This window comes from Pseudomonas parakoreensis (assembly GCF_021602155.1).
Classification (GTDB): Bacteria; Pseudomonadota; Gammaproteobacteria; order Pseudomonadales; family Pseudomonadaceae; genus Aquipseudomonas; species Aquipseudomonas parakoreensis.
Genome location: NZ_BQHY01000023.1, coordinates 55,039 through 68,510, shown reverse-complemented (window position 1 = coordinate 68,510; position 13,472 = coordinate 55,039). Strand labels below are relative to the sequence as shown.

General features: G+C 61.0%; 15 protein-coding genes. 5 read left to right on the top strand and 10 right to left on the bottom strand.

Translation table 11 applies throughout. The annotated features are described in order from the left end of the window. Nucleotides 1-44 precede the first annotated feature (44 nt). Nucleotides 45-515, top strand: a complete 471-nt coding sequence (locus tag L6D63_RS25705) for an RNA methyltransferase (RefSeq protein WP_007911337.1) — start codon at nt 45-47, stop codon at nt 513-515. 82 nt (nt 516-597) lie between these two features. Then, nucleotides 598-975: a YgaP family membrane protein gene (locus tag L6D63_RS25700; RefSeq protein ID WP_041070334.1), complete on the top strand. Its 378-nt coding sequence runs from the start codon at nt 598-600 to the stop codon at nt 973-975. An 87-nt stretch (nt 976-1,062) separates the two neighbouring features. Here L6D63_RS25700 and L6D63_RS25695 read toward each other — a convergent pair whose 3' ends face one another. Continuing rightward, entirely contained in the window at nt 1,063-2,292 is a 1,230-nt protein-coding gene (locus tag L6D63_RS25695) for a hypothetical protein (RefSeq protein ID WP_131669957.1), read from the bottom strand. 36 nt (nt 2,293-2,328) lie between these two features. Continuing rightward, nucleotides 2,329-2,778: a YcgN family cysteine cluster protein gene (locus L6D63_RS25690; RefSeq protein WP_086792005.1), complete on the bottom strand. Its 450-nt coding sequence runs from the start codon at nt 2,776-2,778 to the stop codon at nt 2,329-2,331. A gap of 165 nt (nt 2,779-2,943) precedes the next feature. On the opposite strand from L6D63_RS25690, the gene L6D63_RS25685 reads away from it, so the two are divergent. Continuing rightward, the gene (locus L6D63_RS25685) at nt 2,944-3,537 is read left to right on the top strand and encodes a nitroreductase family protein (RefSeq protein ID WP_047292309.1); all 594 of its coding nucleotides are present in this window, start codon (nt 2,944-2,946) and stop codon (nt 3,535-3,537) included. Between the two features lie 81 nt (nt 3,538-3,618). On the opposite strand, the gene L6D63_RS25680 is transcribed toward L6D63_RS25685, so the two are convergent. The 3 genes from L6D63_RS25680 to rnd all read right to left on the bottom strand — a co-directional run bounded on the left by L6D63_RS25680 (nt 3,619) and on the right by rnd (nt 6,093). Then, nucleotides 3,619-4,551, bottom strand: coding sequence for a D-2-hydroxyacid dehydrogenase (locus tag L6D63_RS25680; RefSeq protein WP_131669956.1), 933 nt, complete (start codon nt 4,549-4,551; stop codon nt 3,619-3,621). A gap of 118 nt (nt 4,552-4,669) precedes the next feature. Next, the gene (locus L6D63_RS25675; RefSeq protein ID WP_003222599.1) at nt 4,670-4,963 is read right to left on the bottom strand and encodes a YcgL domain-containing protein; all 294 of its coding nucleotides are present in this window, start codon (nt 4,961-4,963) and stop codon (nt 4,670-4,672) included. Then, on the bottom strand, nt 4,960-6,093 hold the full coding sequence (gene rnd / locus L6D63_RS25670; RefSeq protein ID WP_131669955.1) for a ribonuclease D: 1,134 nt from the start codon (nt 6,091-6,093) through the stop codon (nt 4,960-4,962). The genes L6D63_RS25675 and rnd overlap by 4 nt, the downstream gene beginning before the upstream one ends. 338 nt (nt 6,094-6,431) lie before the next feature. Between rnd and L6D63_RS25665 the strand changes: the two genes are divergently transcribed. Continuing rightward, nucleotides 6,432-7,613, top strand: coding sequence for a cyanate transporter (locus L6D63_RS25665; RefSeq protein ID WP_131669954.1), 1,182 nt, complete (start codon nt 6,432-6,434; stop codon nt 7,611-7,613). Between the two features lie 200 nt (nt 7,614-7,813). Then, entirely contained in the window at nt 7,814-8,749 is a 936-nt protein-coding gene (locus L6D63_RS25660) for a LysR family transcriptional regulator (RefSeq protein WP_047292301.1), read from the top strand. Nucleotides 8,750-8,752: 3 nt separating this feature from the next. On the opposite strand, the gene L6D63_RS25655 is transcribed toward L6D63_RS25660, so the two are convergent. The 5 genes from L6D63_RS25655 to L6D63_RS25635 form a co-directional block, all read right to left on the bottom strand. Continuing rightward, nucleotides 8,753-9,118, bottom strand: coding sequence for a 5-carboxymethyl-2-hydroxymuconate Delta-isomerase (locus L6D63_RS25655; RefSeq protein WP_041070350.1), 366 nt, complete (start codon nt 9,116-9,118; stop codon nt 8,753-8,755). A 170-nt stretch (nt 9,119-9,288) separates the two neighbouring features. After that, on the bottom strand, nt 9,289-10,209 hold the full coding sequence (locus tag L6D63_RS25650) for a LysR substrate-binding domain-containing protein (protein ID WP_041070352.1): 921 nt from the start codon (nt 10,207-10,209) through the stop codon (nt 9,289-9,291). Between the two features lie 88 nt (nt 10,210-10,297). Beyond that, nucleotides 10,298-12,382 (bottom strand): DUF6311 domain-containing protein, encoded by a 2,085-nt coding sequence (locus L6D63_RS25645; protein WP_236170453.1) that lies wholly within the window; start codon nt 12,380-12,382, stop codon nt 10,298-10,300. Next, nucleotides 12,379-12,765, bottom strand: coding sequence for a GtrA family protein (locus tag L6D63_RS25640; RefSeq protein WP_095667243.1), 387 nt, complete (start codon nt 12,763-12,765; stop codon nt 12,379-12,381). The genes L6D63_RS25645 and L6D63_RS25640 overlap by 4 nt, the downstream gene beginning before the upstream one ends. After that, nucleotides 12,762-13,472, bottom strand: a complete 711-nt coding sequence (locus L6D63_RS25635) for a class I SAM-dependent methyltransferase (RefSeq protein WP_047292295.1) — start codon at nt 13,470-13,472, stop codon at nt 12,762-12,764. Before L6D63_RS25635 ends, L6D63_RS25640 begins: the two co-directional genes overlap by 4 nt.

The window sequence follows — 13,472 nt, the reverse complement described above, 5'->3', positions numbered from 1 at the left end:
AATCCCCGTATAATCGCCCTCTTTTTCCCGAAGGCACCCCGCTCGTGGCAGACAAACGTTACAGCTGCATTGGTTTGTACAACCCCAAGTCACCGGAGAACGTCGGTTCGGTGATGCGCGCCGCAGGCTGTTACGGCGTGGCGTCGGTGTTCTACACCGGCAAGCGCTATGAACGCGCCGCCGACTTCGTCACCGACACCAAGCGTGTGCACTACGACATCCCGCTGATCGGCATCGACGACCTGAAAAAGATCCTCCCGCTCAACTGCGTCCCGGTCGCCGTGGAACTGGTCGAGGGCGCCCGCCCGCTGCCGGAATACACCCATCCGGATCGCGCGCTATACATCTTTGGCCCGGAAGACGGCTCACTGGATAAAGAGATCCGCGACTGGTGCGAAGACGTCGTGTACATCCCGACCACCGGCTGCATGAATCTGGCAGCGACGGTCAACGTGGTGCTCTACGACCGCATGGCCAAAGGCCTGAATACCCGCTCCGGGCCGAAATTCCGCTGAAACGTCGCACATCCGATGGAACGAGCCGGGCGGTGTGGCAGTCAGCTTATCTATCTATTGCACATTGCCTGGGAGACAGATCATGACCGAACTCAAACGTGTCCAACGTATCGATTCCACCCCGTTCCAGAGCCCGACCGAGCAGAACGTCCAAGGCTGGGAGCGCATCGGCTCGCTGGCCGGTGGCGTGATCATGGTCGGCAAGGGCCTGCGCCGTGGCGGCGTGTTCGGTCTGATTCAAGTGGCGATTGGCGGTGTGGCGATGGCCCGTGGCATCACCGGGCACAGCTCGGTGAAGAGCCTGCTGGAGAAAAGCCGTCAGGACATGAACAACGTGCGGGCCAAAATCGAGCGCGCGGGTGAAGAGCTGAGCCAGCTCAAGGCCAATGCCGAGGCGGCGACCAGCACCGCGACGGTGACTGGCAATGATTCGGTGAAATCGCCGAAGGCCGGGGTTTAAAAGCAAAAGATCGCAGCCTGCGGCAGCTCCTACATGTGGAATGCGTTTCCCCTGCAGGAGCTGCCACAGGCTGCGATCTTTTGATCTTTACTGGAGTAACACGGTATCGAGGACTTTGGAAGACTCGCCCAGAACACTCTCGGCCAGTTGCACAAACTCTTTAGTACTCACCGTCCCCAGATGCATCGCCCCGCGCAACACATCATCCAGCGAACGCTTGTTGCGCGTCTTCAGGCGAATCTCGCGATCCAGTTCCTGCAACACCATCACCGCCTTTGCAAGCTGCGCCGGGCTGATCTGTTCGCCGCGTAACGTCGTCACCTTCTGACTGTCTCTGGTCAATTTCGCCTGCAGCGCCTGATAACGCTCATCGCTCATGCCGCCGGCACGGCGCACCAGTTCGATCGCGTAATACTCGGCAAAGCCTTCACTGATCCAGTCGCTGCGATGTTCATCGTTGATGCGCCCGAACACCTGCGCCAGTTCACGCACCAGCGCACTGCTGCCGCTCTCGCTGACCAGCGGCAAGCGCGTATTCAGATAGATCGATTCATGCGCGCCGAGACTGCCGCGCCACATCGGGTCGTTGGCGCCGACGATCAGCAGTTTTTTCGGATGCCGGGGATAGACCGCTTGCACCTGCGGCCAGACAAACGTCAGCAAGGTCAGCACATCCATGCGGCGCATGCCCTGCCCTTGCGGCGAAGCCACGGTGACTTCGGTTTCGCCCAGGCGCGTGCGGCGGCTGCCGAGGTGACCGGCGAGCATCCAGCCCGTCGGACGGTCGAACAGGCGTGATGGGTTGTCGATGCGAAATGTGTTTTTGCCGATGCGCGGCCAGGCGGTTTCAACGCTTTGCCAGCCATTGGGCAGTTCGAATTGCAGACGTGACACCAGCTCGATGCCATCCTGCTGATCGAGCCGGGCCGGCGGCACCAGATCATCACCGCGCAGTAGCGCCCAGGTCGGGGTCATGCGCGTGTCGAAGCTGCCGCTCTTGCGGCCGTGGCTGATGCTGACGCGGTAAGTCAGGCTGGGCTTGTCGCCGCTCGGACGCCAGAGGCCCCGAGCATGCTTGCCCGGAGACAATTGCCACTGACCATCAGCCTTGAAGTCGCTGTAGTGGCTGCCATCGCCGAGGTCAAAATCGAGGCTGCGTACCGCTTCGCCCTTGGCCACGGTCAGGCGCACTTCGGCCTGATCGCTTTGCGGCAGCAGGCGCACGTGGTAATCCAGATCGACTTTCTTTGCCGCCCACACCGGTGCGCTTAGCGCCAGCAGGGCGATCAGCGATGCCCGCAGCAATCCCCCAGCCATACACACTCCTTGTTCAATCCTGGAAACCCTGGGTACTTATCCGGCGCGGAAAATCAGATGATCTTCCCAGTCATCCTCCGGCACGCTGCCTTCGGCGAGCATGCGTCCGGACTGGGAAATCCGTTCGTGGTGCACGGCGTCACGATCGCCACACACCAGGTGGTGCCACAGCGGCAGATCCTTGCCTTCGCTGACCAGCCGATAACCGCAGGTCGGCGGCAGCCATTTGAATGATTCGGCCTGGCCCGGAGTGAGCTGAATGCAGTCCGGGACAAACTTGATGCGGTTCGGGTAGTCGCTGCACTGGCAGGTTTTCAGGTCCAGCAGTTTGCAGGCGATGCGCGTGTAATAGACGCTGTTGTCTTCTTCATCTTCGAGTTTCTGCAGGCAGCACAGACCGCAGCCGTCGCACAGCGATTCCCATTCCTCGTGATCCAGTTGCTCGAGGGTTTTGCGTTTCCAGAACGGTTCGACTTTGGCGGCCATGGCTCAAGCATCAACATCAGGTGGTGAAAAGGCCGCCAGTCTAGTGCCCAAGGCCTTGCGGGCCAAGCGCTGGCGACTGTCGGTAAATCGCGCTTGTCAGCCGAATCGCCGCCCAGTAGGGTTTTGCCACGAATTCATGACGCAAACACAGCAAGGAATCTTTTGATGAGTGCCAACCCTCGCGTTGCCGATTACGCCATTCACCCGCAGTTCACCGATCGCTGGTCGCCTCGTGCCTTCACCGGCGAAGCAATCCCGGAAGAAACCCTGCTGAGCTTTTTCGAAGCTGCACGCTGGGCGCCGTCGGCGTACAACTCGCAGCCGTGGCGCTTTCTGTATGCGCGTCGTGATACGCCGAACTGGGAGCGCTTCCTGGGCTTGCTGAACGAGTTCAACCGCAGCTGGGCGCAACACGCGTCGGCGCTGGTGATCGTGATTTCGAAAACCACCTTCACCGCCCCCGGTGCCAGCGAAGAGACCCCGGCGCTGTGGCACACCTTCGACACCGGTTCGGCCTGGGGCCACCTGGCGCTGCAAGCGAGCATCAGCGGCTGGCACACCCACGGCATGGCCGGTTTCGATCAGGAGCTGACCCGCAAGGAGCTGAATATTCCGCAAGGTTATGCGCTGCATGCGGCGGTCGCTGTCGGCAAGCTGGGTGACAAGGCGACCCTGGCCGAGTACCTGCAGGCCCGCGAAGAGCCGAGCCCGCGTCGCCCGCTGAGCGAGCTGGCTGCAGAAGGCAACTTCACCCTTTAAACGCAAAAGATCGCAGCCTTCGGCAGCTCCTACAGGGATCAATGTAGGAGCTGCCGAAGGCTGCGATCTTTTGATTACACCTCAGTAACCGCGGTTGAAATCCACTTCTCCGCGCAACGCTTCTCCCGCCTGATACGCCTTCAGGTTCTCGACGAACAACTGCACCATCAACGACGGCGACGTCGGCGCCGAGCTGTGTCCAGTCAGCAGCAGGCCCCAGGCAGTCCAGAACGGATGGCGCTGCGGCAACGGCTCCTGACGGCAAACGTCGATCACCGCACCGGCCAGATGCCCTTCCTTCAAGGCTTCGACCAGATCGGCATCCACCACCGCCACGCCGCGTCCGACGTTGATGAACAACCCGGTCGGCTTGAACTGCTTGAACAGCGCCGCATCGTAGATATCGTGGGTGTGCGCGGTGTTCGGCAGCAGGTTGACCACATAATCGACCGCGCCCACCAGCCGTGGCAGATCGGCCATCGAACCGACTTCGATGAACGGCGCCTGCTCACGCGCACTGCTGGCAATGCCGTACAACTCGACGCCAAACGGCAGCAGGAACTGCGCCACGCTCTGACCGATATCGCCGGTCCCGACGATCAGCACCTTGCGCCCGACCAGACTCTGGCCGGTGCGGTTATCCCACTTGCGCTCGACCTGGCTCACGAGGCGCGCGAGCACTTCCCGTTCGTGACCGAGCATGTAGGTCAGTACGTATTCGGCCATGACCTGACCGAAGATCCCCACTGCGCGGGTCAGGCGGTAATCGCGGCGCAGACCATCAGCGAGCAGCGGCGTGATGCCGGCCCAGGTCGATTGCAGCCATTGCGGCTGGTGGCCCTGACGCAGCAGGGTCGCCAACAGGTCCGGCTGCCCCAGCCACACCGGGCAATCGGCAGCCTGACGCGCCAGTTCGGCAGAGTCGCCACTGGTCAGGACTTCAAGTTCGGGGGCCATCTGGCGCAGCAGCCGGGCGTACACCGCGTGGTCGTGTTCAGCAATCAGAACGCGCATCTTCAAACCTTTCGCAAACCGTGCAGGCAACCGCCGAAAGAGCAGTGCTCCTTCGTGGCGGTCGTCGCCGTAAAATCAGTTCCAGGGTGGCAAGAGGCCCAGAACAGGGCCTCGCAGATCAGACCGGGTCGTTGCGTCGCAGCAACTCTTCGGGCAGGTGTTCGATGTACTCGTCCTCGGCCGGTGGCATCTGCAGGTGATAGCCCTGCTTGTCGAGGTTTTCCAGAACCACGGTGATGTCCTCGCGCGCCAGTGTGCGCTCGGGGGTCAGTACCAGGTCAAAGGAATGCTTCGCCTTGCCGAAGGCCGCCATCAGCGCCTCGGGCACGCGCTCAAGCGCATCGCTCTTGAGCACATAAAGATACATCCCGGGTTTCTTCGAACTTTGGTAAATGGAGCAAATACGTTTCAAGGCTGTTCTCCGGCGGTGGCCAGGCTGTCGAGCAGCTTCTGGCCCATGAGTTCGCGGCGCCAGCCACGCAGCGACTCAGGCAATTGATAAGGGCCCTCGGGGAAGCCGCTTTTGACCAGCGCTTCGAGGGTTTTCTTGCGCAGCATCAGTTCCGGCGCGATGCCCAGACGCTCGGCCTCGACCTGACCGAGGGCGCGCAGTTGCTTGATCAGCGCCGCCGCTTCGACCGGCAATGGCTCCGGCACCGCCGGCGGCCATTGATCAGGCCCCACACTGCCAGAGCGCTTGATCAGATCAAGCAGAAACTGGCCGTCCTGACGCACGGTACGCGGGTGCATGTCTTCGATCTTGCCCAACGCCGCAAGGTTGTCCGGTTGCGTGCGGGCCAGCGGCCACAGCGAGTGCTCACGGACGATGCGGTTGCGCGGCAGATCACGGGCGCGGGCTTCTTTTTCACGCCAGGCGCACAACTCACGCAGCACCGCCAATTGCGCACGAGACAGTTTCCACGCCAACTTGGCTTCGCGATAGACCTCGTACGGGTCGATCTCACGGCGCAGGTTGGCCACCAATTCGGCGCCGTCCTCCAGCACCCAGGCGAACTTATCGTCAGACAGTTTCGGCCGCAGTTGTACGAAAACTTCCGCCAGATGCACCGCGTCTTCGGCGGCGTAGCTGATCTGCGTGTCGGACAGCGGGCGCTGCAACCAGTCGGAACGGGTCTCGCCCTTCGGCAGCTCGATACCGAGTACCTCCTGCACCAGCCGCGAATAGCCCATCGAGAACCCGAGGTTCAGATAGGCCGCGGCCAATTGAGTGTCGAACAGCGGCGCCGGCAAGCTGCCGGTCAGACGCAACAGCACTTCGAGGTCTTCGCTGCAGGCGTGCAAGACTTTAAGCACCGCCGGGTTTTCCAGCAGCGCCGCCAGCGGTTGCCAGGCGTCGATGGTCAGCGGATCAATCAGGCAGGCGCGTTTGCCGTCACCGACCTGCAGCAAACCGGCAATCGGGTAGAAGGTGTCGACCCGCATGAATTCGGTGTCGAGGGCAACGAACGGCAGTTGCTGCCACTCGGCGCAAAGCTGCGCGAGGCTTTCGTTGTCGCGAATCCAGTGAATATCGATGGCCACACGGCTCTCCCTTGAAGAATGGCGCGCAGTATATATCGCCGCCGGCGTTTTACGCGCCTGCGCAGGACCAGAGCTGTAACGAAATATCCTGCCAGAGATAAAGAATAGTCTGACAGCGTGGTCAACAAGAGGAATCCGAACCTCACCCTGTAGGAGCTGCCGAAGGCTGCGATCTTTTGATTTTGTTTTTCAAGATCAAGATCAAAAGATCGCAGCCTTCGGCAGCTCCTACATGGGGAGAGTGATATTTAGTTTTTAAATAGTACCGGGGAAATCTGATTTGCCGATACGTGCGCCGCACCGCCTAATCAGCAGCCTCCGCAATCCAGAGTCTGCCGATGGAAAACGTCCGCACCACCACCCGCCTCGCTGTCTGGCTGATGTTCGGGATCATCCTCGTCGCGCTGAATCTGCGCCCGTCCATGGCCGCCGTCGGTCCCTTGCTGTCGGCCATACGCGGCGACATTGCACTGAGTTTCAGCCTGGCTTCGCTGCTGACCATGCTGCCGGTGATGGCGATGGGACTGGCGATGTTTTTTGGTATTGGCATCGGTCGACGTTTGGGCGAGCAACGCGCGGTGATCCTGTCGCTGCTGATTATCGGGCTGGCGACGCTGTCGCGGCTGTGGCTCGATTCGGCGCCGCCGTTAATTGGCAGCGCGGTGCTGGCGGGGATTGGCATTGCCTTGATTCAAGCCTTGATGCCGGTGCTGATCAAGTCACGCTTCCCCGACCATGTGGCGCTGTGCATGGGCCTGTATGTCACGTCGATCATGGGCGGCGCCGCCCTGGCCGCCTCGTTGTCGCCGCTGGTGCTGGTGCAGTCCGGCAGCTGGCGTACCGGGCTGGCGATCTGGGCGGCACTTTCTTTGCTCGCGTTGCTGGTCTGGTGGACGCAGTCGCCCTCGTCATCCATCCAGAACACCGCTGCAGGAAAAGAATCCTTCGCGCGAAATACCCGTGCCTGGCTGCTTGCCATCTTTTTCGGCCTCGGCACGGCGTCCTACACCTGCGTACTCGCCTGGCTGGCGCCGTACTACGTGGAACAAGGCTGGAGCGAACAGGATGCCGGGCTACTACTGGGTTTTCTGACCGCCATGGAGGTGATTTCCGGGCTGCTGACGCCAGCTATCGCCAACCGCAGCCGCGATCGTCGCGCGGTCCTCGCAGCTTTACTGCTGCTGATCATCGCAGGCTTCTGCGGGTTGATCCTCAGTCCGCAACACCTCAGCCTGCTGTGGCCGTGCCTGTTGGGGCTGGGCATTGGCGGACTCTTTCCGATGAGCCTGATCGTCTCGCTCGATCATCTCGACAACCCGCAGCGCGCCGGCGGCCTGACCGCATTCGTGCAAGGTATCGGCTACTTGATCGCCGGGCTTTCGCCGCTGCTGGCCGGAATGATCCGCGACCGGCTCGGCAGCTTCGAATGGGCCTGGTGGTCGCTGACTGCGGTAATGGTGGTGATGTTGCTGATCGTGCTGCGTTTCGACCCTCGGCAATACGCCCGACACATCCGCTGAAGCCAGATACCATCGCCGGGGTAGAGGCTTCTTGCCATCTTTTTACGGTTTATCTGGCGACGTCGTGTTGCTAAAACTTTCTGTCCCACAACTGACATTGAATCGTCCTACAAGGCTTTGTCCTGGCACCATCGTTCCGTTACGATCATGCGCACACGTTTGCGCGGATTCAGCGCAAGGAGCACAGCGAGACGGAACGGATGCTGAACAGTAACTTGCTTCGAAAGCTCGACATGCAGGACCTCATGGTGTTTATCGCCGTGTATGAGCAAAGCAGCGTCACGGATGTCTCGGAGACGCTGTGCGTCAGCCAGTCCACTGTCAGCTACTGCCTGAAAAAATTGCGCACCAGTTTCGAAGACGATCTGTTCATCAACACCCGCACGGGCATGCGCCCCACCTACAAGGCCGGCACCATGTACGGCCATGTGCAGAAAATTCTCGAAAGCATCAACCTGTGCCATGCCGGTGCCCCGGCCTTCGACCCGACCCACCAAGCGAAAACCTTCAACATCTGTGCGCCGGAATACTTCGAGCAACTGGTGTTGCCACGCCTGTTGAAGCGTTTCGACTTCGACGATTTGCCGGTGGTGGTCAACATGCACAAGTTCGAGACCGACGTACCCGCCGACGAACTGCGCGAAGGCAGCCTCGATCTGGTCATCTGTTTCGGCCCCAACTTCCACCGCAGCCACACCGACCTCAAGTCGCGAATGCTGCTGGAAGACGATCTGGTCTGCGTCTTCGACAAACGCGCCACGCCGCTGGAACCGCGCCTGAGCCTGCAGGCCTTCACCGAGCGGCGCCATGTGTTCCCGACACCGTGGACGTCCAGCACCAACATGGTCGATGGCTGGCTGGCCCGTCAGGCGCAGAAACGGCAAATCGTCGCCCGTTCCAACAGCTACAGCGCGGCCCTGAAAATGATCACCGGCACCGACTTCATCCTCACCCTGCCCCGGCGTATCCAGCGTCTGCTGACCAACGACGCGGTGTTCAATCACTGCGAAGCGCCGAACGGCCTGCCGGGGTTCACCCTCGACATGCAATGGAGCCAGAACGCCGATCAGGACAGCGCCAACGTCTGGCTGCGCGAGCAGGTCATCAAGGTCTGCAATGAGCTGGAAGCGGCCTGAGTCCTACACGCCGATGGCGGTCTTGGTGTAGGAATCGCGGTCGATATCGAGCAACTCCACACAGAGCTGCACTTCAACCCCGGCCGGCCACTCGCACAGATCCTGCAACACCGCCAACAGACTTTCCGAGAGCTGCTTCTTGATTTGCGGCGAACGACCGCTGAGCAGCGCCAGTTTCACGTGGACAAAGGCGCGTTCGCCCATGCCGGTGCCCACCTTGAAAGTCTCGACCTTCACCGCCCGGCTCTTGATATCGAACTCCGCCGCGAACTGACCAGACCCCACCAGCGTGTTGTTGAGACGGATCAACGCCACATCCGCGTTCAGTTGCGGCAGGTTGGCGGTGTATTCCATGTGCAGATGTGGCATGCGGTGCTCCAGTCAGTCGGCAGAAAGGTCGTACATATATCACAGCACTGCCCAGCTCCCGCGCGGTTTTTTGCCTGCTCGCGATGAGGGCGTGTCAGTCACATCAATGTTGTCTGATACTGCGCTTTCGCGAGCAGGCTCGCTCCCACAGGGGAGATTTGTGGTGGGATTCAGGGCGCGGTCAGTGGCCGTTCGCTCATGAATGCCTCAAGCCGCGAACGCAGCCAGCGTTCGGCCGGATCGCTGTCGACATGGCTGAGCCAGACCATCGACAGGTCCAGCATCGGGGTCTTGAACGGGAACGGTTCTTTGAACAGTCGACCAGAAGCCGCCATGGCTTCGGCGGTATAGTCCGGCAGGCTGGCGATCAGGTCGGTACCGGCGAGCAACGCCGGCAGCGCACTGTATTGCGGCACCGACAGCACCACATGCCGGGTGCGGCCGATTTCCGCCAGCCACTCATCGGCATAACCGCTGATGTTGGCCGTGTGCGACACCAGTACGTGCGGGCGTGAACAGTATTCGTCGAGGGTCAGCGGCGAATCCGAGGCGTCGGCACGCAGGATGCTCGGCTGGATATGCCGCAGCAGCTTGCGTTTGGCATTGGCCGGCAAGCCACGGGTCTGGCTGATGCCGACGGTAATGTCGCCGGCCGCCAGCAGATCGGGAATGCGCCAGTAGTCGACGTGTTGCACCACGAACACCACGCTCGGCGCCTCCTGGCGCAGTGCCCGCAACAGCGGCGGCAACAGGCCGAACTCGACATCATCGGACAGGCCGATCCGGAACGTCATGTTGCTCACCGCGGGGTCGAAGTCGTGGGTCAGGCTCAGCGCCACCGACAGCGAGTCGAGCGCCGGCGACAGATACCTGAACAACTCTTCGGCGCGGGCGGTCGGTTCCATGCGATGGCCGACGCGGATGAACAGCGGGTCATTGAACATCGCGCGCAAGCGATTGAGGGCCGAGCTAATGGTCGGCTGGCCGAGAAACAGCTTCTCTGCCGCCCGGGTGACGTTGCGTTCGAGCATCAAGGTCTCGAACACCACCATCAGGTTGATGTCGGCCTTGCGTAATTCATTTCGATTCATCCATTGCCCCCGATCCCCAGACTGCTGGCAGTGTATGAAGTCCTTGGGATCGGCGTCTATCAGACGATTGGCGGTTTGTTCGACAATTTCACTGCACCGTCAGGGTTTGCAATCCCAGCCCCATGACTCGCGCATCGTCATTGAACCCGAGTTTTTTCGGGCTGACCGCATCTGGCAGATGCAGCTGGACATTCAGATACTCCTCGACGACCTGCGCCGCGCTGAGCGGAATTTCCAGCCGATTGCCCTGCACCTGGGTCAGACGCGTCGACAGCGCCTCGACGCCATTGATGCTGACGATCACCCGCTGACTGAGGTTCGGCGGCATGGCAAACGCCAGCGCCTCAATCACCAGCGCATGCGACCCGGGGGCCACGCGCAGCAGCAGTTGCGCATCCTGTCCGTCACTCCAGGTGCCCCAGGCTTCCGGTGTGGACCAGCCTTTGACCAGTTGCCGAGTGCTGCGGTTGAACGTCTGCACCAGCCCCGGCTGGCTCAAGGGTATCGCCGACAGCGCACGCCCCTGATCGACCATCGCCAGACAGTCATTACAGTGTTTCCAGCCCGGGGCCAGCACGACAAAGTCGTCGACGCGGGTCAACAGATCGGTTTCGCTGTGGATGCTCTTGACCGCCAACTCCAGCGCGTCGTCATCGAGGATGTACAGCGAATCGCTGTCGTACTGGCCGCTGGCGAGTTGGCTTTGCGTCGTGAGCGACAGCTTGTCCAGCGCCTTGGGGCTCGTACGCCCCAGGTAAGCCGCGTCGGTTTCCAGCCCATGGGTGGCGGCGAAATCGGCAATCGCCTGCCACTGGTCCGGTTGATTTTTCGGCATCACGGCACGGATGCTCTTGTAGTGCGCCGCCGCACTGGCCCAGAACGGATCATGCATCGGGCTGGCCCAGGCCGACGCTTCGGGCAGCATTTTCGCTGCTCTCAAACCTGCCCAGGCAATCCGGGTGTCGGTGACTTGCACCATTAACGCCAGCGCCAGCAGCCCCATGGCGACTCGCGTTCGATAGCCGCGCACCACCAGATAAGTCAGCAATATCACGATGGCGTAAAACACCGGCCAGAACATCCGACCCGAGGCACGAAAAATACTCGCTGCACGCAGCACGAATTCTGGCAGCAGATAGCTGAACGTCTGCAGGCCGAATCCGATCTGGTTCGACAGCGCGAACAGCGTTAATCCGATCAACGCCAGCAACAAGGACGGGCGACTGCACAACAAAGCCTTCAACGAGATACCACTTTTGTACCAGCCGATAGCGGCCAGCGGCAGCAGCAACAGGACACCCAGCCCCAGGTAGTTGAAACCTTCGTAATCGCCTGCGCCCTTGGGGATGCCCGGCAAGACAAATGACCAACCGTCTGGATCCACCAGCGACAACAAGTTCATTCGATAAAAGCCGAAACCGCCGCCCGCCGCGCCATCGGTAATACTGAAATAACCCGCCTGCCAGCAGCACACGCTCACCAGCACGAACAAGCCGCCCAGCTCGATAAAGACCTGACGGCGCGTCAGCTTGCCAGCCCACAACTTGCCAAACAGATCCGCGACCCAGATCAGCGCCACCATGCCCAACAGGTAAGCGTGAACCAATGCCGTCACGGCGAGCAATGCTGCCCACGCCAAACGTCGGCGCTCGAGTGCCGGGTGGAGTGCCAGATACAACGCCGCGAGAATCAGGAAGTGCCCGACCAGCGAAAGATGTCCACCGGTACGCAGAAACATCGGCGGCGAAAACACCAGGAGCCCTGTGCCGAGCAGGCGCAACACGGGGTTGTCGGTGATCAAGCCGAGCAGCTTCCAGGCAAACCAGGCCTGCAGAACGAAACACAGCAACAACCACATGCCGAAGTACTGGAATGTTTCCGGCAGCCACGCACCGAACGGCTTGAACAGCAACGCCAGCAGCGGATTGGAATCGGAAAAAATGATCGCACTGCCCAACTCCATTCCATAGGACGGATTCAGCCCGAGCGGAAAGGACCATGGAGAATGGCGGAAGAACACCCAGCCCAGGTAATGCGTCGCCGGGTCGCCGTCCTTGAGCCAGGCAATGTTTTGCGGATCAAGGGCACGCGGGCCGATTACCAGAAAAAACGCCAGCGCTCCCAGCAGGAGCGGCAACAGCGCCAAGGCCGGATGCTTGTTCAAGCCTTTCATCGATACGTCCAGAAATTGTGCAGCACAAAGGTGAACGCCGGAATGATCAGTGCCACGGCACCGATGCCCAGCAAATAGTGCAGTCCAGCCAATTGCGCTGCCCACGCAACGAACATCGCCAGCAAGAACCCGCCGAAGGACACCAGCATGAACCGCACCAATGTTCTGCCATGCAGCCGCGCGGAGAAACTCCAGGTGGTGTTGATCACGTAGGACACCACCGTAGCCACAGCGAATGCCACACCGTTGGCCAACGGCGGTTGCGGGGCCACGAAGTTGATGAACAGCACCGCCACCAGCGCATGCAGCGCGGTGACGAACAGCCCGGTCACGGCAAAGCGCAAACCGCGCTGGATCAACGCCGATCGGTCGGCTGAAGTCACGGTTTGCACGCCAGCACAAACACGCTCAGACCAGCCAGACGGTTCATCCGCATCAGCGGCAGTTCAAGGCGGCAGAGGGTCTTGAGCACGCCGTTGACCAACGGATGATGACGCTTGAGTTGAGACTGCGGCGCGGCGGCCTGCGGGCCTTGGGGCAGCAAACGCAAGACCGCCGCGATCGGAAACACCGCGCCGAAATAGTAGGCACCGCGCTGCACAGTCAAGCCGGCGTCACGGGCCAGGGCTTCAAACTGCGCCAGGGTGTAGCGGCGTTTGTGTTCGAGGAAGTCGTCATGCCCGCTCCACAGAAACTGGAACGCCGGCACGGTCATCAGGAAACGGCTGCCGGACGGCACTTTATCGACGTAAGCCTTGAGCAGGCCGAGGTCGTCGTCGACATGCTCCAGCACGTCCATCAGCAGCACCAGGTCCGCGTCGACGGCTTCGATATCGCGACGATAATGCACCGGTTTGCCGGCAGTGCTTGCATCAGAATCGGCTGGGTAGCTGATATCGACGCACCACGCCTCCTGCGCCGAGGTTTGGGTCAACAGATGATGCGAAAAAAAACCCGATCCGGCGCCCACGTCGAGAATCCGCGTGATCGGTGCCTCACCGAGCAGACGACGCGTTGCCGCCGCTTTGGAGCAGTAATACCAATGCTCGCCGATGCTGTCGCCGAGGATGTCGGTTTCCTTGAGATCCAT

Bases quoted from the DNA above. Each gene is read 5' to 3' on its own strand.
- L6D63_RS25645 (WP_236170453.1), bottom strand. From the start codon at position 12,382: ATGAAAGGCTTGAACAAGCATCCGGCCTTGGCGCTGTTGCCGCTCCTG.
- L6D63_RS25690 (WP_086792005.1), bottom strand. From the start codon at position 2,778: ATGGCCGCCAAAGTCGAACCGTTCTGGAAACGCAAAACCCTCGAGCAA.
- L6D63_RS25660 (WP_047292301.1), top strand. From the start codon at position 7,814: ATGCTGAACAGTAACTTGCTTCGAAAGCTCGACATGCAGGACCTCATG.
- L6D63_RS25655 (WP_041070350.1), bottom strand. From the start codon at position 9,118: ATGCCACATCTGCACATGGAATACACCGCCAACCTGCCGCAACTGAAC.
- L6D63_RS25700 (WP_041070334.1), top strand. From the start codon at position 598: ATGACCGAACTCAAACGTGTCCAACGTATCGATTCCACCCCGTTCCAG.
- L6D63_RS25650 (WP_041070352.1), bottom strand. From the start codon at position 10,209: ATGAATCGAAATGAATTACGCAAGGCCGACATCAACCTGATGGTGGTG.
- L6D63_RS25665 (WP_131669954.1), top strand. From the start codon at position 6,432: ATGGAAAACGTCCGCACCACCACCCGCCTCGCTGTCTGGCTGATGTTC.
- L6D63_RS25685 (WP_047292309.1), top strand. From the start codon at position 2,944: ATGAGTGCCAACCCTCGCGTTGCCGATTACGCCATTCACCCGCAGTTC.
- L6D63_RS25635 (WP_047292295.1), bottom strand. From the start codon at position 13,472: ATGGATCTCAAGGAAACCGACATCCTCGGCGACAGCATCGGCGAGCAT.
- L6D63_RS25695 (WP_131669957.1), bottom strand. From the start codon at position 2,292: ATGGCTGGGGGATTGCTGCGGGCATCGCTGATCGCCCTGCTGGCGCTA.
- L6D63_RS25680 (WP_131669956.1), bottom strand. From the start codon at position 4,551: ATGCGCGTTCTGATTGCTGAACACGACCACGCGGTGTACGCCCGGCTG.